The organism is Actinomycetota bacterium (genome assembly GCA_030650795.1).
In the GTDB taxonomy this organism is placed as follows: domain Bacteria; phylum Actinomycetota; class Actinomycetes; order S36-B12; family S36-B12; genus UBA11398.
Window position 1 is genome coordinate 185,386 of sequence record JAUSDJ010000002.1, and the last position, 23,937, is coordinate 209,322.

A 23,937-nucleotide genomic window follows, 5' to 3' on the forward strand; every position below is an offset into this window, starting at 1 on the left:
AGGGGCAATTTGGCATTCACGAGACGCTGACTTCTCATACGTACGCTGTGACGGACTTCCGAATGCTGTTCGCTCCGATACCCATCGCGTCATGAACTCTTGAGCGGTGAGCGAGAAGTGGTCGGGATGGGATGAAGGCTTCACCTGCACCGATATCGAATCCGATCAATGATGTTTTCAGCAGAGCACTCGGCAATCTGCAGCACGATGCATGGGTAACGTTTTCCTCATCGCCCATGTTGATGATCTTGGCCCTAGTTGCGGCCTCGGCGCTCAGCATTTCGGTGTACAGAACAATTCGTTGGACACTCTTAGGAATCGCGGGCAAGGACCCTGTGCGCAGGTTCTCGGCCACCGACCGCGCCCTTCTAATAGCTAGGGCTGGCCACAAGTGCGAACAACATTTCTTATGGTTCTGGAGATGTCGAACGACTACCAATCTGGAGGCAGATCACGTGCATCCGCATTCCAAGGGCGGCAAGACTCACATCGAAAATGGACAAGTGCTCTGCGCTCGGCACAACAAGCAGAAATCGGCACGCATCCCGTACAACTGGGAATTGCGACTCCTCGCTAAGAGCCGGACCGCATACTTCCCCCCGGGAACCAGTGTTCGCGTCATTCGTAGGCCTCGGAGCTAATTCAGACGACGTCAATTCTTCGCAGGGCCCCAATGGTCAACCGAAAACAATGAAAAACGCTTCCAACAAAGTTGGAAGCGTCCACGATGTCTAGAGACGACATCACATTTGTGTCCGATGACCGAACGCCACAAGCTGCACTCACGGAGAATGGCGGCTGGCTCCGTGGCAGTAGTGGGAGCAGTTCGGGCTTGCCTGCACTAGCACCCAGGCCACAGTGGGACGTAATAGGCCAGTTGATGTGACTACTCGCCAAAATGCCTGTTAGTGAGCGTACGTTCCGCGAACCGTAACCATTGATTCTGAGTGATATCCGGCGTTACCATCTGGCTCAGAAGGGAGTGAGGCATGCGAATCAAGACACCTGAACGGGTTCCGGCGATCTTCGTTGAATTCGCTGACACTCTTATTGAGGAGTTTGAAGTTGTCGAATTCTTCAAGATGGTCGCTACCCGGACCGCCGAGCTTGTCGCATACAGCCACTCGGGAGTTTTGATCGCGGATGAGCGGAACGACTTGCAATTCATGGCTGCGTCCGATGGGTGCACTCAGTCGCTGGAGCTCTTCCAAGTGCAATCACATCAGGGGCCTGGTCGGGACTGCTTCCTGCGCGGAGTTTCGGTGGTCAACTCAGATCTGCAGACGGCGAATGATCGATGGCCAAGATTCGCGCCCCTGGCGGTGGCTGCGGGTTTCCGATCAGTGCACGCCTTTCCCATGCGTCTTCGTTCGGAAGTCATAGGCTCCATGAGCATCTTCAGCGCCGATGTTGGTCAGTTGGATCCGGTAGATGTGCGCGTTATTCAGTCTCTGGTGGACGTGGCAATGATCGGGCTGCTAAAGAAACGCGCTATCGCGCGAGGCGAGGTCGAGACTGAGCAGTTGCAAGACGAGTTGAACAGGCGAATCATCATTGAACAGGCCAAAGGCGTACTTGCGCAGATACACGGATGCGGGGTTGATGAGGCCTTCAATCTCCTGCGCTCCTACTGCCGTGACCACAATCTTCTCTTGAGCAGTGTTGCCAAAGCGGTAGTGACCGATCCTGCTGAATATCCAGTTCTCACCGCCACCCGATTTCGAACTAGCGCTTAGCCCTAGCGCGCGGATTCTCTTGTGGGCTGCGCGTCCAAAGCCGTGCAATCTAACGGTGTCCGAGGGGGGACTTGAACCCCCATTCCCCGTAAAGGGAACTAGCACCTCAAGCTAGCGCGTCTGCCTATTCCGCCACCCGGACTCATCGCTGTGAAGCGACCGGTGAACTATACCTGCTGTTCTAGGGGTCTGGGTCTCGCCCCAATTTTCCTCGCGCGGCAGGATGGTCACATGGCCTCTGACGTAGTGACGCTGACCCAGGAGCTCATTCGGATCGACACGAGCAACTTCGGTGAATCCACTGAGACGGTCGGTGAAGCCGCGGCCGCGGATTACGTGGCCGAGCGCTTGCGAGAAGCCGGTTGGGATCCCGAGATCATCGTGACCAGCAGCGATGCTCGGCGCGCTGTCGTGATGCGTGTTCCGGGCACTGATCCTTCTGCGGGCGCGCTTCTCGTGCACGGGCATCTGGATGTCGTACCCGCCATCGTTGCTGAATGGTCGCGTCCGCCTTTTGGTGGCGTGATCGAGGACGGCTTCATCTGGGGCCGCGGAGCGGTCGACATGAAAGACATGGACGCCATGATCTTGGCGGTCGTGCGCAAGTGGGGTCGCACAGGCTTTCGCCCGCGGCGCGACATGGTCATCGCCTTCCTGCCAGATGAAGAGGCCGGATCAACCCACGGTTCGCAGTGGTTGGTGGCAAACCGTCCCGAACTCTTTGCTGGTGTGACACAGGCCATCGGGGAAGTGGGTGGCTTCAGCGTCACCGTGAATGACGACCTGCGGCTATATCCGATCCAGACAGCCGAGAAGGGCTTGAAGTGGATGCGCTTGCACATTGCTGCTCGGGCCGGACACGGTTCGATGATCCATCACGACAACGCGGTTACTGAGATGGCTGCGGCCGTCACGCGCATTGGTCAACACCAATGGCCAATTCGCAAGACCCCAACTGTCCAGCGATTCTTGGACGAGCTATCTGACGCCTTCGAGATCGACTTGAGTGATGCCAATGAGCAGGAGCTCTACTCCCGGCTTGGCACCTTGGCCTATGTCGTTGGGGCCACCCTGCAGAACACCTCCAATCCCACCTTGCTTGATGCGGGATACAAGGCCAACGTGATTCCGCGTGAGGCCTCGGCTCAGATCGATGGTCGCTACTTGCCTGGTTTTGAAGATGAGTTCGACACAACGATTCGCGAACTCGCAGGTGACTTGGTCGAGATCGAGATGATCAACACTGGCATTGCCGTTGAAGCGCCCTTGGGCACCGGGCTCTTTGACCTGATGGCGCAAGCGCTTCGTGCAGAGGATGCAACAGCTCGGGCTGTTCCGTACATGATCTCGGGCGGCACCGATGCGAAGTCCTTCGCCGGGTTGAATATTGAGTGCTATGGATTCTCGCCCTTGAAAATGCCCGCCGATCTGGACTACTGGCGGCTGTTCCACGGTGTTGATGAGCGTGTGCCGCTGGAAGGTCTTGAGTTCGGCGTGCGCGTACTGGATCGCTTCCTTCGGGGATGTTGACGTGGTTTCGGTTGATGAGGTTGCAGCACTTCGACGGCTACGACGCCTATCTGATTCAACTCAACAAGGCCACGAAAAAGCAGGCGAGAGAGGCATTGCTCGATGCCTGGTTGGGCTGCGCTCCGTCATGGCTGACCGAGAAGTACATCAAGCAATAGGCGTGACTGGCTTGTATGAGCCATTGATGTCGGCCGGGGTTGGTACTGGGGGAGTGGCCACGCGCGCGGCCGAGTCGCGGCCGAACTCCTGGAAGGCTGTCATCTGAGGCAGCGGATTGGATCCGTCGGGAGTATCCGCAGTGGAGACATGAACGAAGGACACTCCGTCAGCCAGCCGCATCACCTTGTACTCCACATTGGACGGGGTCTCGGTTGCGAGTTGTTCGAAGATTGCCTCGATTAGCCGAACATGCTCGTCCACTGCTTCGGGCTTGACGGTGTAACTCACAACAACACTGGTAATCATTTGAGCCTCCACACTGTAGGAACGAGTGAAGCCGATGTCGTACTAAGCGGTACGCACGACGCGGTACACACGCCGGCGAAGCCGCACTTTACGTCGGCCATCTGGAAACACGCGTGATTGTTGGAGTTCCCAATGCCCAATGTCTGCGGCACCTGTCATGAGTTGACGAGCAGCCTCACGTGAAGTGCCACGTGGCAAGGCGATGTCGCGGTATTCCCACTGTGGTGTGGTGGCCGTCTTTATCGCCATTGGAAGAACCTACCTCTGCTGGGCCCAACCGGCTTCGGGGTAACTCGCTGCGGGTGCCGAAACTTCATCAAGTGCCCGACTGATTTCCTCGGGCAACTCCAGTTCTTCGCTGGCCAGCGCGGCAATGAGCTGACTGTTATTGCGTGCGCCGAGCACTGGAGCCACAACGCCCGGGCGATCCCGCAGCCACGCAAGTGCAACTTCGGTCGGAGATGCTCCGAGGCCATCAGCAGCAGTGGCGACAGCATCGACAATGCGTCGCCCACGTTCGTCCATGTAGATCTGCACCCAGCCAGCCGTGTCGGCATTGCCCCCACGTGAATCTGCGGGAGTGCTATGTCGGTACTTGCCCGTCAGGACACCTCTTCCCAATGGCGACCAAGGCAGGATCCCAAGACCCAGGGCTTGTGCCGCAGGAACAATCTCGCGTTCGATGCCTCGCTCAAGCAGTGAATACTCCATCTGCGCGGTGACGATCGGTGCGCGTCCCGGCACCGCCCGTTGCCATGTCGCAGCGCGTGCGGTTTGCCAGCCGCTGTAGTTGGAGATGCCGATGTAGCGGGCTTTGCCACTGCGAATGATGTCGTCACAAACCGCGAGGGTCTCTTCCATTGGCGTGAGCGGATCCCACGCATGCAGCTGCCACAAATCGATCGTGTCAGTTCGCAGTCGCTTCAATGACGCGTCAATGGCCTTCATCAAATGGTGCCGTGAGGCGTCGTAACGTCGACCGCCGTCGGGGATGCCGACCGCTTTCGTTGCGATCACGACCTGATCGCGAATGCCGAACTCTTCAACTAGCTCGCCCAGTAGTTGCTCAGAGACGCCATCGACATAGACATCGGCGGTATCAATGAGAGTTCCTCCGGCATCGATGAATACCGCCAGTTGATCGCGGGCTTCGTATTCGTCTGTGCTCCGGCCCCAGGTCATGGTGCCAAGGGCAAGGCGTCCAACCCACAATCCGGAGCGTCCAAGAGGGCGTTGTTGCATGCAGGAACGCTACCTGTGGGAATGGTCGCGGGGGATTAGGCTCGCTGCCCAGCTGCTGCGAAAGGACTCCAATGAAACTCGGTCTGCACCTTGGTTATTGGGGCGCTGGCAATGATGCTCAGAACATCGTGTTGGCTCAGGAGGCCGACCGTCTTGGCTATGACGTGGTCTGGACTTCTGAGGCGTACGGTTCAGATGCTGCCACGGTAGCGGCGTTCGTCATCGCCCAAACTACGCGCGTTGATGTCGGAACAGCAGTCTTTCAGATCCCAGGTCGTTCGCCTGCGAACACTGCAATGACCGCCGCAACCTTGGACACGCTGTCTGGCGGCCGCTTCCGACTCGGCCTTGGAGTCTCGGGGCCACAGGTATCTGAGGGCTGGCATGGGGTGGCCTTTGATCGTCCATTGCAGCGCACCCGTGAATACGTGGACATCATCCGAATGGCACTTGCTCGCGAACGCGTCGAATATCAAGGGGAGTGCTTCACTTTGCCGCTACCCGATGGGCCAGGCAAAGCCCTGACACTCACTATTCACCCAGTGCGCGAGAAGTTGCCGATCTATCTGGCAGCGATTGGGCCACGAGCATTGGCCATGGTTGGGGAGATTGCCGACGGCTGGCTATCGGTGTACTTCTCACCCGATCATGCAGAGCACACGCTGGGCCTTGTGCGCGACGCGCGATTGGCAGCCGGAAAGTCGATGGATGACTTCGATGTAGTGGCATCAACCTCAGTCGTCTTTGGTGATGACCTCGAAGCCTGCGCTGACCAACTTCGCGCAGGCTCTGCCTTGTACATCGGAGGCATGGGCAGCCGTGAGAAGAACTTCTATAACCAACTGGTTCAGCGCATGGGCTATGAACGCGAGGCGAAGGAGATTCAGGATCTCTACATGGCAAAGGACTATGTCGGTGCGCAGGCTGCCTTGCCGTTCTCACTTCTGGATGAGGTGTCGCTTATCGGACCGCCGGAGCGAATTCGCGATCGGATGATTGCATTCTCCGAAGCCGGAGTTACCAATCTCACGTTCAGTGCGGTGGGCTCCACTATTGAGCAACGAATCGCGAGTGTCCGAGCAATGGCAGAACTGCTCGACATGTCAGGGTTGGCTACATGATTGATGCGGTGTCGTGGGTTGAGGCTGTGGTCCTTGGCCTTGTGCAAGGGCTCACGGAATTCATCCCTGTCTCATCCACAGCGCATGTGCTCATCGTGTCGCAGCTCTTTGGCTGGGAGGATCCAGGAGCGGCGTTCACCGCCGTCACACAGATTGGCACTGAACTTGCCGTAATCGTCTTTTTCCGAAACGACATCGCACGAATCCTGGCTGCCTGGTTTCGATCGCTGCGTAATGCCAGTCTGCGGAGTGAACTTGATGCACGCATGGGTTGGTACATCATCATCGGAACCATCCCGATCTCGATCTTGGGTGTTGCGTTTTCAAGTCAGATTGAAACGGCCGCGCGCAATCTCTGGCTGGTCGCCGCGACGCTGATCATCTTTGGCGTTGTGCTCGGTGTAGCCGACGCCTTGGGCTCGCGCCGGCATGATCTGACAGAGCTCGGCACTCGCGATGGTCTGCTCTTCGGCCTGGGCCAGGCCATGGCATTGATCCCGGGGGTTTCGCGCTCAGGCGCGACCATTTCAACAGGCCTTGCATTGGGCTACACACGCGAGTCTGCTGCTCGATATTCGTTCCTGCTAGCCGTACCTGCTGTTCTGGCCTCGGGCTTCTATGAGATGACCAAGATCGGTGGTGATGAAACTGCATCTTGGGGGCCAACCCTGCTGGCTGCAGGCATTGCATTCTTCGTCGGCATTGCAGTCATCGCATGGCTCTTGCGCTGGGTCATCACCAAGACATTCCTGCCGTTCGTGATCTATCGAATCCTGCTCGGCTTTGGCGTGATCTTGCTGCTATGGGTCGGATTGCTGACGACTTAGAGCCAGCCGCTCTTGCGGAAGGCTCGATAGAGCAAGGTGCATGCGCCGGCCATCAGGCCCATCACCATGAAGTACCCGAATCTCCAATGCAGTTCCGGCAGGTTCTCAAAGTTCATGCCATAGATCCCCGCGATCATGGTCGGCACGGCGGCTATGGCAACCCAAGCACTGATCTTGCGCATGTCCTTGTTCTGCTGAAGATCCTGTTGTGAGGTTGCCGCCATCAGCATTGTCAGCAGCATCGAATCGGTGCCTTCGACAGAATCGTGCACGCGCAAGACGTGCTCACCGATGTCGCGGAAATAGGGACGAATGCCAACCGGGATCCACTCGATGTATTCCTGAACGAGGTCATGAGCAACGGGAACCAGAGGATTCACTGCTCCGCGAACTTCGACGTTTTCGCGCTTGAGGCGATAGATGCGATCGGCGTATTCAATTCGCTTGCCGGGCTGGAAGACCGCCTGTTCCAATTCTTCGACGTCAATGCTGACTTCGTCTGACACCGCGAGGTATTCGTCAACAACTTTGTCGAAGACTGCGTAGAACACCGATACGGGTCCCATGGCCCGCAAATTCGCAGACATCTCCAATCGCGGCCGCAGACCTTGCAGATCACCAACTTCACCGAATCGAACGGTGATGACAAACCAGGAACCGACAAAGACGGCAATCTGGCCGGTGTTCACGTCGGAACTTGGCTCGTAGTAGTCGAGCACCTTGAGGATCGCCAATCCGTGGCCAGCACTGTCAAAGTCGAACTTCGCTCGTTGGTTCGGATTAGCGGCGTCCTCGACCTGCAGATGCGAGAGATCAAAGACCCGAGTGATGATGTCGAGTTCATCCTTGGTCGGTTCGAACAAGCCCAGCCAGACGAAGGATTCAGGATGCTCATCGCAACGCGCGCGCAGATTTTCAAGCTTGGGAGCCGGATGCTCATCGGCTGGTTCCTGCCCACATCCGATGTCGTCGATGGGGACCACACCATCAGGGCTGTAGACGCCCAATCCACGAATCACAGATCACATTGTGGGGGATCCCTGCGAGACTACGGGCATGACCACGCTGATCTTGGTGCGCCATGGAAGAACACCAGCCAACCGCGAAGGGATTCTTGCTGGTTGGACGCCAGGCGTTCATCTGGACGAGGTGGGCATTGAGCAATCAGCGAAGGCAGCTCAGCGCTTGATCGGCCTGCCGATCAAGGCTGTGGTCTCTTCCCCCCTTGATCGCACGTTGGAGACTGCGCAAACCATCATTGGTGATTCCGGAATCGAACTGCAGATTGATGAGCGCATCGGCGAGTGCAGGTATGGCGATTGGACAGGGCGCCCACTGAGCGAACTTGCCAAAGAGCCAATGTGGAAAGTAGTACAGAGCCAACCCAGCGCAGCTGTCTTTCCTGGGCCCGAGGGTGAATCCATCACGCAGATGGCCCACCGAGCCATTGAATCCGTCCATCACTGGAACTCACACCTTGGCGCTGACGGCATGTACGTGATGGTCAGTCACGGCGATGTCATCAAGGCAATCGTCAGCGATGCCCTCGGAGCACACCTCGATCTGTATCAGCGAGTTCAGATCGATCCTTGCTCAATCAGCGTCATCGAATACACGCCTAGCCGACCCTTCGCCATCCATATCAACGACACCGGCAGTGATCTGTCACGACTGATTCCCAAGAAGAAATCACGCAGGTCACGCAAGGGGGATGCCATGGTTGGTGGTGGCGCCGGATGAGTCCCTCACCGGCAAGCGCCAGATAGGCTCAAACGGTGACCCGCCAACTCTTCGACTTCGCCGATCCGGAGCGATTTGTGGTCGGCACAGTCGGAATGCCAGGGGAGCGCACCTTCTTCCTACAGGCGCGCACTGGCAATCGGGTTGTCAGCGTCGCGTTGGAAAAGCAACAAGTTGCGGCCTTGGCCGATCGCATGGAACAAATTCTGTCTGTCGTGCGCGGCACCAACCTTCCGATGCCTTCCGGGGTGGACGACAAGCCATTGGAGCTTCCGATCTTCGAGGAATTTCGCGTTGGCACGATGGCGCTGGGGTGGGACGATGATGCCAAGAAGATGGTGATCGAGGCCTATGCCGTCACTGAAGAAGAGGTCCCAGAAATGGGCGAGGACGACGAAGACGGAGTGGACACTCTGCGCGTGCGTCTGACAGCAGACCAAGTGCGGGCTTTCATGCAACGGGCGCGCACGATGGTTGCCTCCGGTCGGCCCGCCTGCCCATTTTGCAGCCAACCCCTTGACCCCACCGGGCACATCTGCCCGCGAGCCAACGGTTTTCGGCGACAGCCCTGATGCTCGTCCAGGAAAGCCTCGCGCTGGGGGAGCTCGAAATTCACGGGCGCCTGGCGGGAGCTTCCAATGCCACCATGTTCTGCACCGTGACCGACGGCAACGGCTCAGAGTTGAGGTGCGTGTACAAGCCAGTCCGTGGTGAACGGCCGCTTTGGGATTTTCCAGAGGGCACACTCGCGGCCCGCGAAGTGGCTGCTTACGAACTCAATCTCATTTTGGGCTGGGATCTCATTCCGGTGACGGTCTGGCGCGATTCTGGTCCCCACGGTGCCGGCATGTGCCAACTGTGGATCGACGAGGCAGAGTCCGAGGATTTAGTCGATGTCGTCACCTCGCGGGTTATACGCGAGGGATGGCGTCATGTGCTGACTGGCGAGAGCGAATATGGCAATGCAGTCCACTTGATTCATGCCGACCGGGCCGATCTGCAGCAGATGGCCGTCCTGGACGTGCTCATGAACAACGCTGATCGCAAGGCAGGACACCTCCTGATCGACGAGCAGCGAAAGCTGTGGGGCATCGATCATGGATTGACGTTCAACGACGAACCCAAATTGCGCACCGTGCTGTGGGGCTGGTCGGGGCAACCGGTGCCGGAGGATTTACTGGTCGACGTCGATCTCGCCTTTGCTCAGTGGGACGAACTCGAGAGCGCACTGTCACCGTGGTTGCTGCCGTATGAACTCCAAGCCTGTGCTGAGCGATTCAGAGAGCTGCTGCGATCCGAGAAATTTCCGCAGCCACCGACCTATTGGCCTGCTGTCCCGTGGCCCCTCTACTGAGACAGGGCTCGCATCACTGGCTAAGGTGACCGCGTGCAGTCATGGCAGCTACCCGAGGTTCCCAGATTGGCGGGTCAGGGTTTGCCACTGAGTTTGTTCGACACTGCAGCTCAGGCAGTCCGTGTCACCAGTCCAGGTCCCACTGCACGGATGTACGTCTGCGGAATTACGCCGTATGACGCCACCCATATGGGCCACGCAGCCACGTACGTTGCCTTTGACCTCGTCTATCGAATGTGGTTGGACGCCGGACATGAGGTGCACTACGTACAGAACGTCACGGACATTGACGATCCGCTACTTGAACGAGCCCATGAACGAGGCGAGGACTGGCAGGCGATCGCTGAGCGCGAGACGGCGTTGTTCCGCGAAGACATGTCTTGCCTGCAGGTGATCCCGCCTCGCGAGTACATCGGCGCCATTGAAGCGATTCCCTCGGTTGCCGAGCACGTCACTTCCTTGCAGGCCAAGGGCAGTGTGTACGCAGTCGACGATGATTTGTATTTCTCAGTGCACGCGGACCCTTTGTTCGGCGCGGTGGCCAATCTTGACGATGACGAAATGCTGGCGATCTTCGCTGAGCGTGGCGGCGATCCAGATCGTCCGGGCAAACGTCACCCGCTGGACTGTTTGGTCTGGCAGGACTCTCGTCCTGATGAACCGGCATGGAATACCACTTTGGGTCATGGACGACCCGGGTGGCACATCGAATGCGTCGCGATTGCCCTCGATCATCTTGGACCCATGATCGACGTGCAGGGTGGCGGCAGTGATCTGGCATTCCCACATCACGAGATGGGGGCGTCAGAAGCCCAAGTTCTCAGCGGCCAGGCTCCCTTTGCTCAGCACTATGTGCACGCGGGCATGGTGGGCTGGCAAGGGCACAAGATGAGCAAGTCACGTGGGAATCTCGTGTTCGTTTCGCAATTGCGTCACCAAGGACATGATCCGATGGCATTGCGACTCGCCTTGCTCGCACACCATTACCGATCTGACTGGGCCTGGACCGAAAGCGGGCTCACCGAAGCTGAGGATCGCTTGGCGCTGTGGCGCGCTGCAGCGAATCAGGCCAAGACGGCGCCCTTTGACTCAGTCCTTCAGAGCGTCCGCGAACATCTCAGCAACGATCTGCGTACACCAGAGGCCATCGACGCAATTGATGCGTGGGCGATTGCCTCCGTTGATGGCAGCGGAGACGATTCAGCGGCACCCAACTTGATGCGAACCAGTGTTCAGGCGCTCCTGGGAATTCAGCTGTAGTTACGCCTTCTTCTCATCGTGGCCGCCGAACTCCTTGCGCATCGCGCTAAGAATTCGATCACCAAACAGTGCCGAGCCTTGAGAGAAGAAACGCTCCTGCAATGCAGCTGTTAGCACTGGAGTCGGCACGCCTTCTTCAATGCTGGCAATAGCCGTCCATCGACCTTCGCCACTGTCAGACACTCGACCGCTGAATTCGTCGAGTTCCGGCGACTTGGAGAGAGCAAGGGCGGTGAGATCCAGCAACCATGATCCGACCACGCTGCCACGTCGCCAGACTTCTGCGATCGCTGGAATGTCGAGATCAAACTGGTAGTACTCAGGGTTGGACAAAGGCGCCGTCTCAGCATCGGCATCGCGTGTGGCGTGTCCAATGTTTGCGTGCTTGAGAATGTTCAAGCCTTCGGCGTAGGCCGCCATCAGGCCATATTCGATTCCGTTGTGGACCATCTTCACGAAGTGACCAGCACCGCTTGGCCCGCAGTGGAGCCACCCGCGCTCAGCTGGGGTGGGGGCACCAACCAACCCAGGGGTGCGCTCAGCTGAATCAAATCCCGGTGCGATGGTGTCCCAGAGCCCCGAGAGACGATTAACTGTGCCATCGGCACCACCGATCATCAAGCAATAGCCGCGATCCAGACCCCACACGCCGCCCGAGGTGCCAACGTCAATGAAGTCGATGCCCTTTTCGGCGCACAACTGTGCGTGATGCATGTCATCGCGGTAGTAGGAGTTGCCTCCGTCGATGAGTGCATCGCCGGAATCGAGAAGTCCGATGAGCTCGGTGACGACAGATTCGGTGATTGCGCCGGCAGGAACCATGACCCATACAGCGCGCGGAGTCGGAAGTTTCGCAACAAGATCAGCGAGATCGGTCGAGCCGGTGGCACCGTCGGCAACCAGCGCCTGAACAGAGTCTGGCGATTGGTCAAACACGACGCAGGAGTGTCCATCGCGCATCGAGCGGCGAACCAGATTTGCCCCCATCCGACCAAGTCCGACCATGCCGAGGGTTACGGGACGTGAGGTTGCCATGTTGCCTCCTGAACCACTAGACATCGGTTTGTCCGAGGTCGTATTTCGATGAGGTTAGTGGAAGGTTCCACTCATGAACAAAGTTGCCGCCGTCGATCCACAGACCTGTACCGCGTGGCAGAGATTGGAATCGCTGAGCACCACTGTCGGCGCCGGGACAATCCGCGAATTGATTGCTGACGATCACGAGCGACCGCTGAATTACGCATTCGAGGCTGCCGGAATCTTCGCTGACTTTTCGCGCCAGCGAGTCAACGCAGATGTAGTCGGCGGCTTGCGCGAATTGGCGTCGCAAACAGGAGTGCTCGAATTACGCGATGCAATGTTCGATGGCACGCATATCAACACTTCCGAAGATCGCGCAGTACTGCACACTGCATTGCGTCTGCCTCGCACTGCGAATCTGATTGTCGATGGGGTAGATGTCGTAACTGAGGTGCACGCGGTCTTGGATCGTATGGGCCAGTTCGCAGAAGAGGTTCGCTCGGGAGCCTGGACAGGTGCCAGCGGCAAGGCGATCACAGATGTCGTGAACATCGGCATCGGCGGATCCGATCTTGGCCCAGCCATGGCCTACGTGGCGATGCAGCACTATCGAGCAGCCGGTATTCATTGCCACTTCGTTTCCAACGTTGACCCCTGCGATATTGGCGAGGTGCTCGCCGCTCTCACGCCCGACACAACCATGTTCATCATCGCGTCCAAGACCTTCACGACCCTTGAAACGATGACGAATGCAGCGGCTGCTCGCAGTTGGCTGGTGTCTGAGTTGGGTGACGCAGCAGTTGCGAAGCACTTTGTCGCTGTCTCCACCAACGCTGATGAAGTCTCCAAGTTCGGCATTGACGTCGGGCACATGTACGGATTCTGGGATTGGGTTGGCGGCCGCTATTCGATGGACAGTTCCATCGGGCTGTCAACAATGATCGCGATTGGGGCCAAGAACTTCACCGACATGCTCAGTGGCTTCCACGCGATGGATGAGCATTTCCGCACAGCACCAGCTGAGCAGAATCTTCCCTTGATGATGGGTCTTATTTCGGTCTGGAATCGCGATTTCCTCTCCGTGCCCACAACGGCCGTACTGCCCTATTCGCAATATCTGGCACGCTTTCCCGCCTACCTCCAGCAATTGACCATGGAGAGCAATGGCAAGAGCGTGCGACGAGATGGTTCGGCTGTGTCATACGACACTGGCGGCATCTACTGGGGCGAGCCCGGCACCAATGGCCAACATTCCTTCTATCAGATGCTGCACCAGGGCACCGGAACTGTGGCCTGCGATCTCATCGTCTTTGCGCAATCACCAATGAATCTGGGTACGCAGCAGGACATGTTGGTTGCTAATGCCCTGGCACAGGCTTCTGTTCTTTCTCTTGGCCGAACAGCAGATGAAGTCGCTGCCGATGGAACCGCAACTGAGTTGGTGCCGCACAAGGTGATGCCCGGTAATCGCCCGACAACGGTGTTCATGACTCGCGAACTCAACCCGTTCACCCTTGGCGCGCTCGTTGCCTTGTATGAGCACAGCGTGTTCGTGCAAGGAGCGGTTTGGGGAATCAATTCATTTGATCAGTGGGGGGTAGAACTCGGCAAGAAAGTTGCCATGGGAATTCTGCACGAGTTGATTGCGGGCAAGGCCGATGATCAGTCCCTGGACGCCGCAACTCTGGCTGACATGCAGAAGTACCTGAGTCTTCGCTAGCGACTGTCGGTACCTCGGCGACGCAAGTAGCGTTCGAACTCTCGAGCAATCGCTTCACCGCTGGCCTCAGGTAGATCCGCAGCATCGCGGGCTTCCTCAAGTTGGCGTACGTATTCAGCGACCTCGTCATCTTCCGACGCCAGTTCATCGACGCCCATTTCCCAGGCTCGGGCGTCCTCGATCAGCTCGGTCACGGTAATCGAAACGTCCAGCACATCTTCAACGCGTTGAATCAAAGCAAGAGTGGCCTTGGGGTTCGGAGGTTGGCTGACGTAGTGCGGCACCGACGCCCAGAGGGAGACTGCCGGGATTCCGAAGTTGGCACATGCGTGCTGGAGAACGCCGACGATTCCAGTAGGGCCTTCGTAGGTCGATGTTTCAACTCCGAGGTCGGCTTGGAGTTGCGCGTCGGTGCTCGTGCCGTGAATTGGCACCGGCCGAGTGTGTGGAGTGTCGGTGAGCATCGCGCCGAGAGTCGCAACGAGACGGACATCCAACTCAGCACAGAGTCCGAGAATCTCGCGAACGAACTGCTGCCAGCGCATGTTTGGCTCAATGCCCTGGATCAGAACGACATCGCGCTTGGCGCCCGGAATCTGCGCGGTATAAACCCGAGTTGCCGGCCAGGCCAGTTGTCGAACGCCGGTCTCATCGGTTGAGACAAGAGGCCGATTGACCTGGTAGTCGTAGTAGTCCTCCGAGTCGAACTCGGCCAACAACTGCGCGTCCCAGATCTCGCGTAGATATTCAATAGCTGATGAAGCGGACTCGCCAGCGTCGTTCCAGCCCTCAAAAGCGGCAAGGAGGATCGGCTCCTTGAGTTCGGGCAATCCGTCGAACTCAATCACTGGAAACCCCAATCCGAGCGACCAACAGTCGACCTGCGGCACAAAGCCGATCAGTAGACTTGGTCATCATGTCTCCCTCGTCGCGCTCAAGCCTTCGTGAGGCCCTCACCACAAGAGTAGTGATCGGCAGTGCGGCAATGGGCACGGTGCACCAGACAGAGGCCGGGTACTTCAACACGTGATGCCTCGCGCAGTGCTTTTCGATATGGATGGCACGCTCATTGACTCAGAACACCTTTGGCTGGAATCCGAACATCTTGTGATGGCCAGGCTCGGTGGAACGTGGAATGAGGCGGACCAGCGAGAATGCCTTGGCGGGCCACTCGAACGAGTAATCGAGTACATGTTGGCCAAGGTCGAGACCGATGTGACATTCAGCGATGCGATGGAGCTCTTGCTCTCCACGATGGAGCAGTTGCTGCGAACAACTCCCTTGCAGTGGCAGCCAGGTGCGCGCGACCTCATTGATGAGACTTTGACTCTGGACATTCCCACTGCGCTGGTCACTGCCTCTTGGCGGCGACTCATCGATGCAGTCGAATGGGCCATCGATCACGATCTTGGACGCCGAGCATTCACTGTGACCATCGGTGGCGACGAGGTAGGAAACCCCAAGCCGCATCCGGAGCCCTACCAGGAGGCCGCACGCCGGCTGGGCTTTGATCCGATCGATTGCCTTGCTCTTGAGGATTCACCTACCGGCACAGCTTCGGCATTGGCTGCCGGGTGCCGGGTGATTGCCATCCCGCATATTGCACTGATTGAAGCCAATGTTGGGGTGGTACAAATTGCTACTCTTGAGGGAACCACTCTTGAAGCCCTATGGCAGTTGCACACCTAGTCTTCGTCAACCTGCGCGCTCTCAAAGGCGATTGATTCCCAGCTGTCCTGGCTTGGCATCGCCGGGGGAGTGCCGCCGTAGGCGGGGCACAAATGTTGATAGGAACACCAAGAACACAGTTTCGAAGGCGTCGGCTCAAAGCCAGCAATGACGGCGGCTTGAATTCGCGTACGAATGGACAAAATCTTCTGCTCGGTGTTCAGCAGATCCTGCTCGTCGGGCTCATAGCGCAAGGCTTCTTTACTTCCCAGGTACAGCAGTTGGAGCATGGCGGGAATTTCACCAGTGAGACGCCACCAAGCCAAGGCATAGAAGCGCATCTGAAACATCGGCTTGGACTCGAAGCCAGCGCGTGGGGCACGGCCCGTCTTGTAGTCGACGATGCGAATTTGGCCGGCGGGGGCCTTATCGACTCGGTCGATGAAGCCACGAATATTGAAGCCCTCGGCGATCTCAACAGAAAGTGCAACCTCGCGAGCATGCGGCTCTAAGCGCGAAGGGTCTTCGAGAGTGAAATAGGTCTCGAGCAGTGGCTCTATGCGCTTGATCATGGCCTCGGCAAACCGCGGTGCATCAGACACGGTTGGCTCGAGCTTGGCATCAACAAGAAGCGAGGTCGCGGCGTCGGGATCAGCTAGTGCAAGCCGAAGCCAGGCTTCACCCACCAGAGTCTTCGTCGATGCAATTGATCGCTCAGCGGCGGGCAGGTCGAACATCCGTTCAAGAACCTCATGCACCAAAGTGCCGCGGACCGCAGCAGCAGATGGTGGCTCTGGAATGCGGTCAATACTGCGGAGTCGAAAGAGCAGCGGACAGGTTTGAAAGTCGTTTGCTCGCGAGGGGGACAACGCTCGTGGAAAGGCTTGACTCACGCTGACCACTGTAGGCCGCAGGGGTGACTACGCTTGCTTGAATGTCGAATGCCGTTCACCGCAAGGGCCCCTTTCGCGAAGGCGATCTCGCACAACTCACCGATCCCAAGGGCAAGCTGCACACCATCACCTTGACGGTGGGCAAGACCTTCCACAGTCACCGAGGTGGATTGCCACATGACGAGATCATTGGGCAAGAGTCCGGCTCGGTACTGAATGCATCTGGCGGTTCTCCCTATCTTGTTCTTCGACCACTGTTGGATGATTTTGTGCTCGCTATGCCGCGTGGGGCGACGGTCGTCTACCCGAAAGATGCGGCACGAATCGTTGGGTTGATGAACCTGCATCCAGGTGATCGAGTGGCCGAAGCTGGCGTTGGATCAGGTGCGTTGACTTGCTCGCTTCTCAAGGCCGTCGGCAGCGAAGGGAAGGTCTACAGCTTCGAGCGCCGCGAGGAGTTCGCCACGATTGCCGAGGCCAATGTTGAGACCTGGTTTGGAGTGCGTCCGCCGCAGTGGTCGCTCATCCTGGGTGATCTGACCTTTGCCTTGCAGGAGCGAGATCTCGACGCAGTAGTGCTCGACATGCTGGCGCCCTGGGAGTGTCTTGACGCGGTTGCTGCAGCACTTGCTCCGGGTGGAATTCTCGTTGGATACGTCGCCACAACGACGCAACTGTCAAAGTTGGTGGAGACCATGCGGGTGGCCGGGGTATGGACCGAGCCCCGGGCCGAGGAGTCGATGTTGCGTACGTGGCATCTGGACGGACTCTCAGTTCGACCTGATCACCGAATGAATGGTCATACCGGCTTTCTTGTCACAGCGCGACGTCTGGCGCCTGGTGCAGTGCTGCCGACTCGACGTCGCCGACCTGCCCCAGGTGCCTATGGCGAGGACTACACCGGACCAGGTTCGCAACACGCCGCGAACACCGAATTAACAAGCGAAGAGTTAGAGTCTTAGCACGAGCAACGCGAAGGAGGGGCAATGACGGACCCGAATACGCCCGACGTCGAGCGTGTCATTGCTCTGGAATCTGCCCTCACTCGCCTGCGAGGCGACCTCATTGCGCAGAAGGATCATAACAATCGCTTGATCGGGACTTTGCGCGATGCCCGTGAGCAGATCGTCAATCTCAAGGGTGAACTCGACCGCTTGGCAATGCCCCCCGCTGGCTATGGCACCTTCCTTCGCTCAGTCGACGAATTCACCGCCGACGTGCTCTCTGCGGGCCGCAAGATGCACGTGCCGGTGGCGCCTGGCATCGATCTGAACACTCTGGTTCCAGGTCAAGAGATCATGCTGAGCGATTCCATGACCATCATTGGCGTTCGCGATTTCGAGGATGTCGGCGAGATCGTGATGCTCAAGGAGCTCATCGACAACGGCACCCGCGCCTTGGTTGTCGGTCGATCCGACGATGAGCGAGTGATTCGGCTTGCAGAGCCCTTGCTGTCGATCAAGCTGCGCTCCGGCGACTCGCTGTTGCTTGACACCCGCTCGGGCTATGCAACCGAACGAGTCCCGAAGTCAGAAGTCGAAGAATTGGTCCTCGAAGAGGTGCCCGATATTCGCTATGAGGACATCGGTGGCCTCGGTGAGCAGATTGAGTCCATTCGCGATGCCGTGGAGCTCCCCTTCTTGCATCCCGAGCTGTATACCGAGCATCAGCTGAAGGCTCCCAAGGGAATTCTCCTGTATGGCCCTCCCGGTTGCGGAAAGACATTGATCGCCAAAGCGGTTGCCAACTCACTTGCCAAGAAAGTCGCTGAGCGAAACGGAACCGACGAGGGACGTTCCTTCTTCCTGAACATCAAGGGCCCAGAGCTGCTGAACAAATACGTCGGTGAGACTGAGCGTCACATTCGCCTTGTCTTCCAGCGAGCACGTGAAAAGGCTTCAGAAGGAATGCCGGTGATCGTGTTCTTCGACGAGATGGATTCTCTTTTCCGCACTCGCGGATCCGGCGTCTCCAGTGACGTTGAAAACACCATCGTTCCGCAATTGCTCAGTGAGATTGACGGAGTCGAAAGGCTTGAGAACGTCATCGTGATCGGTGCCTCCAACCGCGAGGACATGATCGATCCAGCAATCCTGCGTCCCGGGCGACTAGACGTGAAGATCAAGATTGCGCGTCCCGATGCTGAAGCAGCACGTGAGATCTTCACCAAGTATTTCGTGCCCGAACTGCCGATCCACCCTGATGACGTCGCTGCCCACGACGGTGACGTGCCGGCGGCATGCGCAGCGATGATCCAGCGAGCCGTCGAAATGATCTACGCAGAATCCGATGAGAATCGCTTCCTTGAGGTCACCTACGCCAACGGCGACAAGGAAATTCTGTACTTCAAGGACTTCAATTCAGGGGCGATGATCGAAAACATCGTGTCGCGCGCAAAGAAGGCCTCAATCAAGGCCTACCTCGACACCGGTGAGAAAGGCATCCGCGTTCAGCACCTGATTGATGCCTGCCTTGATGAATTCCGCGAGAACGAAGATCTGCCGAATACGACCAACCCCGATGACTGGGCGCGAATCGCCGGCAAGAAGGGTGAACGCATTGTGTTCATCCGGACTCTTGTTCAAGGCAAAAAGGGCAATGAAGCGGGCCGTTCGATCGCTACGGTTGCCAACACCGGCCAGTACCTGTGAGTACTCGCAGAAAGTGAGTGCCACATGACCGTGCATCGGATCATGGGCATTGAGACCGAGTACGGGATCACCGTGCCGGGCGTGCGCATCATGAACGCGATGGCGACATCGACGCGACTGGTCAACGCCTATGCCCGCAACAACATCAGGGGCCGACAGCGCAATCCACAGTGGGATTACTCCGAAGAAGCTCCGCTGCGCGATGCCCGGGGCTTTGACATGACTCGCTCGGAAGCAGATCCCTCGCAGCTCACTGACGATGACATGGGCATGGCCAATGTGATCTTGACCAATGGTGCCCGCTTCTACGTCGACCATGCCCATCCTGAGTACTCATCTCCAGAGGTCACAGGTCCTCGCGCCGCCGTTCTTTGGGATCGCGCGGGGGCGACCATCATGCATCGCGCAGCGCAATACACCACAACAGATGGCGTGGATCTGCCGATTCTTCTGTACAAGAACAACACCGACAACAAGGGCGCTTCCTACGGCTGCCATGAGAACTACCTCATGAGTCGCAGCACCGAATTCTCGGCCATCGTGGCTTGGATGACTCCCTTCTTCATCTCTCGGCAGATCTTCACCGGCGCCGGTCGCCTCGGTATTGGCCAGCAGACCCGAGATTTCAAGTATCAGATCAGTCAACGAGCAGACTTCTTCGAGACTGAGGTTGGGCTCGAGACGACCTTCAAACGTCCGATCATCAACACCCGCGATGAGCCACACTGCGATGCCGAGCGTTTCCGACGTCTGCACGTCATCGTTGGTGACGCCAATATGAGCGATACGGCAACCTATTTGAAGATGGGTACCACTTCACTCGTGTTGAGCATGCTGGAGAGCGGCTTTCTTGATGGCATGGACATGACGCCAACTGAACCAGTGCGTTCGATGTATGCGGTCAGTCACGACATCACTTTGCAAAAGCGCCTGCCGCTCACCGGCGGTCGCAATTGGACAGCGCTGGAAATGCAGCGTGAGTTTTGGAACCTGGCATCCAAGTACTGCGAGTCCGAATATGCCGGTGAGCTTGATGCTGAGACCGCTGATGTTCTCCATCAATGGGGCACCATCTTGGATCGGCTGCAGGATGAGCCTCTGGAATGTGCCGATGTGCTCGATTGGGTCGCCAAATATCGGCTGATGGATGCGTATCGAACTCGTGGGGAACTGGAGTGGTCATCGGCACGGCTGCAGGCAATAGATCTGCAGTATGCCGATATTCGTCCGGACAAGGGCTTGGCACTTCGTCTAGAACAGCGTGGGCAACTCCTGCGAATGGTCACCGATCAAGAGATCGAGCATGCGCAATTCCATCCGCCAACCGACACGCGGGCGTATTTCCGTGGCGAGTGTCTGCGCCGATTCCCCGATGAGATCTCCGCAGCATCCTGGGATTCCCTGATCTTCGATCTGCCTGGAAAGGACACTCTCGTACGAGTGCCAACAATGGAGCCGACCAAAGGCACTGAAGCCCTTGTCGGTGAGCTTCTTGCAAGCGCAGCAAATGCCTCCGAACTGGTCGAGTTGCTGGGTGCTTAGCGGGCCAAGCAGGTAACCTAGACAAATGCCTCAACGCGAGAACGCCGAACGCAAGTCAGTACGGCCTGCTCAGGATGCGCCTGAAGAACAGGTGTCCTCAAATGCGGCTGCAACGGAGCGCAAGGCTGCTCTTGATGCCGAGGTCGACTCGATGCTTGATGAGATTGACGATGTACTTGAGGTCAATGCTGAAGACTTTGTGAAGTCCTTTGTGCAAAAGGGTGGTCAGTGACCTCGGGTGGTGGCTTGCTGCCAGCGGCATATCTTCGCTCCGGCTCGCCCTCGTTTGCTGACTTTCTCGCTGACCTTGCCCCAGATGTGTTGAGCGCTCGATTGCTGTTGAATTCTTCCGTGGATTCCAGCACTCTGGCGCCGCATGGCACCACAATCGTGGCTCTGCGAGGCAACTTTGGGGCGATCATGGCCGGGGATCGCCGGGCGACGATGGGCAATGTGATTTCCCAGCGCGACATCGAAAAAGTCTTTCAGGCCGATGAGCATTCCACGATTGGCATCGCTGGCGCCGCCGGCATTGCCATAGAGCTTGTTCGGCTGTTTCAAGTAGAACTTGAGCACTACGAGAAAATCGAAGGCATGCAGTTGAGTCTTGATGGCAAGGCAAATCGACTATCGGCACTGCTTCGCGGAAATCTTGGGATGGCCATGCAGGGACTGGCGGTTGTTCCCATGTTCGCTGGATACGACCTGGATCGTGAGCGAGGTCGAATCTTCTCCTATGACGTCACAGGTGGACGCTACGAAGAGTACGACTACCACGCAGTGGGTTCAGGTGGATTCTTCGCCAAGAATTCGATGAAGAAGATGTACCGAGAGAACATGAGCGCAGAGCAGGCAATCACGGTTGCCCTTGAAGCGCTGTACGACGCAGCCGATGATGACAGCGCAACAGGTGGACCTGATCTGGCCCGCGGGATCTTTCCCGTCGTTGCGGTGAACGATGCATCAGGTGTTCGCATGCTGCATGAAGATGAACTCACCTCGTACGTCACCACGATCGTGCAAGCAAGACAACGACGTCCAGATGGACCCCTGGTGCCAATGGAGGACGCACAGTGAGCATGCCCTTCTATGTTGCCCCTGAGCAGGTCATCAAAGACAAAGCTGACTACGCGCGCAAGGGCATCGCTCGCGGTCGCAGCGTGATTGTTCTCGAATACACCGATGGCGTGCTGTTTGTTGCCGAGAATCCCTCTCGTGCGCTGCACAAGATCAGCGAGATCTACGACCGTATTGGCTTCGCCGCCGTCGGCAAGTACAACGAATTTGAGAACCTCCGCGTTGCTGGAGTGCGCCTGGCAGACATGCGCGGCTATTCATACGACAGGCGTGATGTCAGCGGACGCAGTTTGGCCAACGCGTACGCACAAACGCTTGGCACCATCTTCACTGAGATGCCCAAGCCGTATGAGGTTGAGATTGTTGTCGCCGAGATCGGTGATGACTCAAGCGAGGACCAGCTCTATCGCCTTACCTTCGATGGATCTGTCGCCGACGAGCAGGGCTACGTCGCGATGGGCGGGCAAGCCGAGAGCATCACCTCGGCTCTGGAGGAGCAGTGGCAGACAGGCATGTCACTGGCTGACGCATTGAATTTGGCGGTGCGCCTACTTGCTGAATTCGGCGCTGAAGCTGCACGCACACTTGAACCCGCCGCCCTTGAGGTAGCTGTGCTCGATCGCAATCGCCCACGACGAACCTTCGTACGCATCAATGGCGGCCGGCTGGATGCACTTCTGGCCTAGTGTGGGCGGATGCACCGCAGGATCTTCGGCCTCGAGACTGAATACGGAGTCACCTGCACTTTTCAAGGTCAGCGACGCCTGAGTCCTGACGAAGTAGCGAGGTACCTCTTCCGACGAGTGGTCTCGTGGGGTCGAAGCAGCAATGTGTTTCTGCGCAATGGTTCGCGCTTGTATCTGGACGTTGGCAGCCACCCCGAATATGCCACGCCTGAGTGCGACAGCGTCCCGCTCCTGATCACCCACGACCGAGCCGGTGATCGCGTTCTCGAAGGCCTGGTCTTTGATGGCGAGGAGCGACTGCGCGCCGAAGGCATCAACGGCGACATCTACTTGTTCAAGAACAACACTGACTCAGGTGGCAATTCCTACGGCTGTCACGAGAACTACCTCGTCGAACGGCATGGCGATTTTGCTCGACTTGCCGAACGACTGATTCCCTTCTTCATCACCCGTCAGATCATCACAGGCGCGGGAAAGGTTCTGCAGACTCCGCGTGGCCCGATTTACGCCCTGAGCCAGCGGGCCGACCACATCTGGGAAGGGCTGTCCAGCGCCACAACCCGTTCACGGCCCATCATCAACACCCGTGATGAGCCCCACGCTGACGCAGAGCTGTACCGAAGACTGCATGTCATCGTTGGCGATTCGAATATGAGCGAGATGTCGACTTTCCTGAAGGTCGGCATTGTGGATCTTGTATTGCGCATGCTTGAAGGCGGCGTAGTCATGCGCGATATGAGCCTGGAGAATCCCATTCGGTCGATCCGTGAAATCAGCCATGACTCCACGTGCAAGACAGAGGTCAAACTCAGTACCGGGCGAGACCTCACTGCGATTCAAATCCAATCTGAGTACTACGAAAAGGCGAGTGCATTCGCCGACAGTCGTGGCTTGCGTGAGGATCCTGTGCACCGTCAGGTGCTCGCCCTTTGGGAGAAGTCACTCATTGCCCTGCAAGCAGAGGATTTGGATTCTTTGGATCGCGACTTGGATTGGGTCATCAAGAAGAAGCTCATCGATAGGTACATCGCCAAGCATGATCTGTCACTTGACTCACCGCGGATCGCGCAGATTGATCTTGCTTACCACGACATCAGTCGCAACCGCGGACTCTTCTATCTTCTCGAGCGGCGTGGAATGGTGAATCGCATCTCCAAGGATCTTGAAGTGTTCGAGGCGAAGTCGATTCCGCCGCAGAACACCAGAGCGAAATTGCGTGGAGATTTCATCAAGAGTGCGCAGGACAATCATCGGGACTACACCGTTGATTGGGTTCATCTGAAGCTGAATGATCAGGCTCAAAGAACAGTCCTCTGCAAGGACCCATTTACTGCTGTAGACGAGCGGGTTGAGCGGCTTATCGCGCTCATGTAGTGCCAGCTCCGCCCTTAGGAGCATTGACTAG

General features: G+C 57.6%; 24 protein-coding genes, 1 tRNA gene and 2 pseudogenes. 19 read left to right on the forward strand and 8 right to left on the reverse strand.

The features are described 5' to 3' along the window. The first annotated feature begins 242 nt into the window (after positions 1-242). Together Q7L55_00900 and Q7L55_00905 are read left to right on the forward strand one after the other, a co-directional pair. Complete coding sequence (locus Q7L55_00900) at positions 243-641, forward strand: HNH endonuclease (GenBank protein ID MDO8731129.1); 399 nt, start codon at positions 243-245, stop codon at positions 639-641. Between the two features lie 348 nt (positions 642-989). Continuing rightward, positions 990-1,736, forward strand: coding sequence for a GAF and ANTAR domain-containing protein (locus tag Q7L55_00905; GenBank protein ID MDO8731130.1), 747 nt, complete (start codon positions 990-992; stop codon positions 1,734-1,736). A 56-nt stretch (positions 1,737-1,792) separates the two neighbouring features. Here Q7L55_00905 and Q7L55_00910 read toward each other — a convergent pair. Next, positions 1,793-1,878, reverse strand: a tRNA-Leu gene (locus Q7L55_00910). An 89-nt stretch (positions 1,879-1,967) separates the two neighbouring features. Between Q7L55_00910 and Q7L55_00915 the strand changes: the two genes are divergently transcribed. After that, complete coding sequence (locus Q7L55_00915; protein ID MDO8731131.1) at positions 1,968-3,266, forward strand: M20/M25/M40 family metallo-hydrolase; 1,299 nt, start codon at positions 1,968-1,970, stop codon at positions 3,264-3,266. A 14-nt stretch (positions 3,267-3,280) separates the two neighbouring features. After that, positions 3,281-3,424, forward strand: a complete 144-nt coding sequence (locus tag Q7L55_00920) for a hypothetical protein (protein MDO8731132.1) — start codon at positions 3,281-3,283, stop codon at positions 3,422-3,424. Here Q7L55_00920 and Q7L55_00925 read toward each other — a convergent pair. The 3 genes from Q7L55_00925 to Q7L55_00935 are packed head-to-tail and all read right to left on the reverse strand — an operon-like array spanning position 3,414 to position 4,973. Next, positions 3,414-3,731: a hypothetical protein gene (locus tag Q7L55_00925; protein MDO8731133.1), complete on the reverse strand. Its 318-nt coding sequence runs from the start codon at positions 3,729-3,731 to the stop codon at positions 3,414-3,416. The genes Q7L55_00920 and Q7L55_00925 overlap by 11 nt on opposite strands. Positions 3,732-3,773: 42 nt before the next feature. Further along, positions 3,774-3,980, reverse strand: a complete 207-nt coding sequence (locus Q7L55_00930; protein ID MDO8731134.1) for a DUF5703 family protein — start codon at positions 3,978-3,980, stop codon at positions 3,774-3,776. Between the two features lie 9 nt (positions 3,981-3,989). Continuing rightward, positions 3,990-4,973 carry an aldo/keto reductase gene (locus Q7L55_00935; protein MDO8731135.1) on the reverse strand — a complete coding sequence of 328 codons (984 nt, stop codon included), beginning with the start codon at positions 4,971-4,973 and terminating at the stop codon, positions 3,990-3,992. A 71-nt stretch (positions 4,974-5,044) separates the two neighbouring features. Here Q7L55_00935 and Q7L55_00940 point away from each other — a divergent pair, with 71 nt between their 5' ends. Then, entirely contained in the window at positions 5,045-6,094 is a 1,050-nt protein-coding gene (locus Q7L55_00940) for an LLM class F420-dependent oxidoreductase (protein MDO8731136.1), read from the forward strand. An 8-nt stretch (positions 6,095-6,102) separates the two neighbouring features. After that, the gene (locus tag Q7L55_00945; GenBank protein ID MDO8731137.1) at positions 6,103-6,921 is read left to right on the forward strand and encodes an undecaprenyl-diphosphate phosphatase; all 819 of its coding nucleotides are present in this window, start codon (positions 6,103-6,105) and stop codon (positions 6,919-6,921) included. Here Q7L55_00945 and Q7L55_00950 read toward each other — a convergent pair. Beyond that, positions 6,918-7,940: a magnesium and cobalt transport protein CorA gene (locus tag Q7L55_00950; protein MDO8731138.1), complete on the reverse strand. Its 1,023-nt coding sequence runs from the start codon at positions 7,938-7,940 to the stop codon at positions 6,918-6,920. The genes Q7L55_00945 and Q7L55_00950 overlap by 4 nt on opposite strands. A gap of 37 nt (positions 7,941-7,977) precedes the next feature. On the opposite strand from Q7L55_00950, the gene Q7L55_00955 reads away from it, so the two are divergent. From Q7L55_00955 to mshC, 4 genes are read left to right on the forward strand one after another with little or no spacing between them, the layout of a single operon-like run. Beyond that, positions 7,978-8,661 (forward strand): histidine phosphatase family protein, encoded by a 684-nt coding sequence (locus tag Q7L55_00955; protein MDO8731139.1) that lies wholly within the window; start codon positions 7,978-7,980, stop codon positions 8,659-8,661. A gap of 35 nt (positions 8,662-8,696) precedes the next feature. Beyond that, positions 8,697-9,233, forward strand: coding sequence for a DUF3090 family protein (locus Q7L55_00960; GenBank protein MDO8731140.1), 537 nt, complete (start codon positions 8,697-8,699; stop codon positions 9,231-9,233). Next, a complete protein-coding gene (locus Q7L55_00965) occupies positions 9,233-10,015 on the forward strand; it encodes an SCO1664 family protein (protein MDO8731141.1) in 783 nt (260 codons plus the stop codon). Before Q7L55_00960 ends, Q7L55_00965 begins: the two co-directional genes overlap by 1 nt. Positions 10,016-10,048: 33 nt before the next feature. Further along, the gene (mshC, locus tag Q7L55_00970) at positions 10,049-11,275 is read left to right on the forward strand and encodes a cysteine--1-D-myo-inosityl 2-amino-2-deoxy-alpha-D-glucopyranoside ligase (GenBank protein ID MDO8731142.1); all 1,227 of its coding nucleotides are present in this window, start codon (positions 10,049-10,051) and stop codon (positions 11,273-11,275) included. On the opposite strand, the gene gnd is transcribed toward mshC, so the two are convergent. Next, positions 11,276-12,310: a decarboxylating 6-phosphogluconate dehydrogenase gene (gene gnd / locus Q7L55_00975; protein MDO8731143.1), complete on the reverse strand. Its 1,035-nt coding sequence runs from the start codon at positions 12,308-12,310 to the stop codon at positions 11,276-11,278. 73 nt (positions 12,311-12,383) lie between these two features. On the opposite strand from gnd, the gene pgi reads away from it, so the two are divergent. Beyond that, positions 12,384-14,015, forward strand: a complete 1,632-nt coding sequence (pgi, locus tag Q7L55_00980; protein ID MDO8731144.1) for a glucose-6-phosphate isomerase — start codon at positions 12,384-12,386, stop codon at positions 14,013-14,015. 14 nt (positions 14,016-14,029) lie between these two features. On the opposite strand, the pseudogene Q7L55_00985 reads toward pgi, so the two are convergent. Further along, positions 14,030-14,863, reverse strand: a pseudogene (locus Q7L55_00985) (PAC2 family protein). Between the two features lie 181 nt (positions 14,864-15,044). Here Q7L55_00985 and Q7L55_00990 point away from each other — a divergent pair. Next, on the forward strand, positions 15,045-15,704 hold the full coding sequence (locus Q7L55_00990; protein ID MDO8731145.1) for an HAD family hydrolase: 660 nt from the start codon (positions 15,045-15,047) through the stop codon (positions 15,702-15,704). Here Q7L55_00990 and Q7L55_00995 read toward each other — a convergent pair. Next, entirely contained in the window at positions 15,701-16,576 is an 876-nt protein-coding gene (locus tag Q7L55_00995) for a PD-(D/E)XK nuclease family protein (protein ID MDO8731146.1), read from the reverse strand. The genes Q7L55_00990 and Q7L55_00995 overlap by 4 nt on opposite strands. Positions 16,577-16,617: 41 nt before the next feature. Here Q7L55_00995 and Q7L55_01000 point away from each other — a divergent pair, with 41 nt between their 5' ends. From Q7L55_01000 to pafA, 7 genes and pseudogenes are all read left to right on the forward strand, one after another. Beyond that, positions 16,618-17,538 carry a tRNA (adenine-N1)-methyltransferase gene (locus Q7L55_01000; GenBank protein ID MDO8731147.1) on the forward strand — a complete coding sequence of 307 codons (921 nt, stop codon included), beginning with the start codon at positions 16,618-16,620 and terminating at the stop codon, positions 17,536-17,538. A 114-nt stretch (positions 17,539-17,652) separates the two neighbouring features. Then, positions 17,653-19,227: pseudogene (arc, locus tag Q7L55_01005) on the forward strand (proteasome ATPase). A gap of 24 nt (positions 19,228-19,251) precedes the next feature. Next, positions 19,252-20,769, forward strand: coding sequence for a depupylase/deamidase Dop (gene dop, locus Q7L55_01010; protein MDO8731148.1), 1,518 nt, complete (start codon positions 19,252-19,254; stop codon positions 20,767-20,769). Positions 20,770-20,794: 25 nt separating this feature from the next. Then, positions 20,795-21,001: a ubiquitin-like protein Pup gene (locus Q7L55_01015; GenBank protein ID MDO8731149.1), complete on the forward strand. Its 207-nt coding sequence runs from the start codon at positions 20,795-20,797 to the stop codon at positions 20,999-21,001. Then, positions 20,998-21,846, forward strand: a complete 849-nt coding sequence (gene prcB, locus Q7L55_01020; GenBank protein MDO8731150.1) for a proteasome subunit beta — start codon at positions 20,998-21,000, stop codon at positions 21,844-21,846. Before Q7L55_01015 ends, prcB begins: the two co-directional genes overlap by 4 nt. Positions 21,847-21,848: 2 nt before the next feature. Then, complete coding sequence (prcA, locus tag Q7L55_01025) at positions 21,849-22,532, forward strand: proteasome subunit alpha (protein ID MDO8731151.1); 684 nt, start codon at positions 21,849-21,851, stop codon at positions 22,530-22,532. Positions 22,533-22,541: 9 nt separating this feature from the next. After that, the gene (gene pafA, locus Q7L55_01030) at positions 22,542-23,906 is read left to right on the forward strand and encodes a Pup--protein ligase (GenBank protein ID MDO8731152.1); all 1,365 of its coding nucleotides are present in this window, start codon (positions 22,542-22,544) and stop codon (positions 23,904-23,906) included. Positions 23,907-23,937: the final 31 nt, after the last annotated feature.

Coding starts and splice junctions, on each gene's coding strand:
- Q7L55_01015 (MDO8731149.1), top strand. CDS start 20,795: ATGCCTCAACGCGAGAACGCCGAACGCAAGTCAGTACGGCCTGCTCAG.
- gnd (MDO8731143.1), bottom strand. CDS start 12,310: ATGGCAACCTCACGTCCCGTAACCCTCGGCATGGTCGGACTTGGTCGG.
- Q7L55_00965 (MDO8731141.1), top strand. CDS start 9,233: ATGCTCGTCCAGGAAAGCCTCGCGCTGGGGGAGCTCGAAATTCACGGG.
- Q7L55_00990 (MDO8731145.1), top strand. CDS start 15,045: ATGCCTCGCGCAGTGCTTTTCGATATGGATGGCACGCTCATTGACTCA.
- Q7L55_00925 (MDO8731133.1), bottom strand. CDS start 3,731: ATGATTACCAGTGTTGTTGTGAGTTACACCGTCAAGCCCGAAGCAGTG.
- pafA (MDO8731152.1), top strand. CDS start 22,542: ATGCACCGCAGGATCTTCGGCCTCGAGACTGAATACGGAGTCACCTGC.
- dop (MDO8731148.1), top strand. CDS start 19,252: ATGACCGTGCATCGGATCATGGGCATTGAGACCGAGTACGGGATCACC.
- Q7L55_00900 (MDO8731129.1), top strand. CDS start 243: ATGATCTTGGCCCTAGTTGCGGCCTCGGCGCTCAGCATTTCGGTGTAC.
- Q7L55_00915 (MDO8731131.1), top strand. CDS start 1,968: ATGGCCTCTGACGTAGTGACGCTGACCCAGGAGCTCATTCGGATCGAC.
- pgi (MDO8731144.1), top strand. CDS start 12,384: ATGAACAAAGTTGCCGCCGTCGATCCACAGACCTGTACCGCGTGGCAG.
- Q7L55_00935 (MDO8731135.1), bottom strand. CDS start 4,973: ATGCAACAACGCCCTCTTGGACGCTCCGGATTGTGGGTTGGACGCCTT.
- Q7L55_00930 (MDO8731134.1), bottom strand. CDS start 3,980: ATGGCGATAAAGACGGCCACCACACCACAGTGGGAATACCGCGACATC.
- Q7L55_00940 (MDO8731136.1), top strand. CDS start 5,045: ATGAAACTCGGTCTGCACCTTGGTTATTGGGGCGCTGGCAATGATGCT.
- Q7L55_00955 (MDO8731139.1), top strand. CDS start 7,978: ATGACCACGCTGATCTTGGTGCGCCATGGAAGAACACCAGCCAACCGC.
- Q7L55_00920 (MDO8731132.1), top strand. CDS start 3,281: ATGAGGTTGCAGCACTTCGACGGCTACGACGCCTATCTGATTCAACTC.
- Q7L55_01000 (MDO8731147.1), top strand. CDS start 16,618: ATGTCGAATGCCGTTCACCGCAAGGGCCCCTTTCGCGAAGGCGATCTC.
- Q7L55_00905 (MDO8731130.1), top strand. CDS start 990: ATGCGAATCAAGACACCTGAACGGGTTCCGGCGATCTTCGTTGAATTC.
- prcA (MDO8731151.1), top strand. CDS start 21,849: ATGCCCTTCTATGTTGCCCCTGAGCAGGTCATCAAAGACAAAGCTGAC.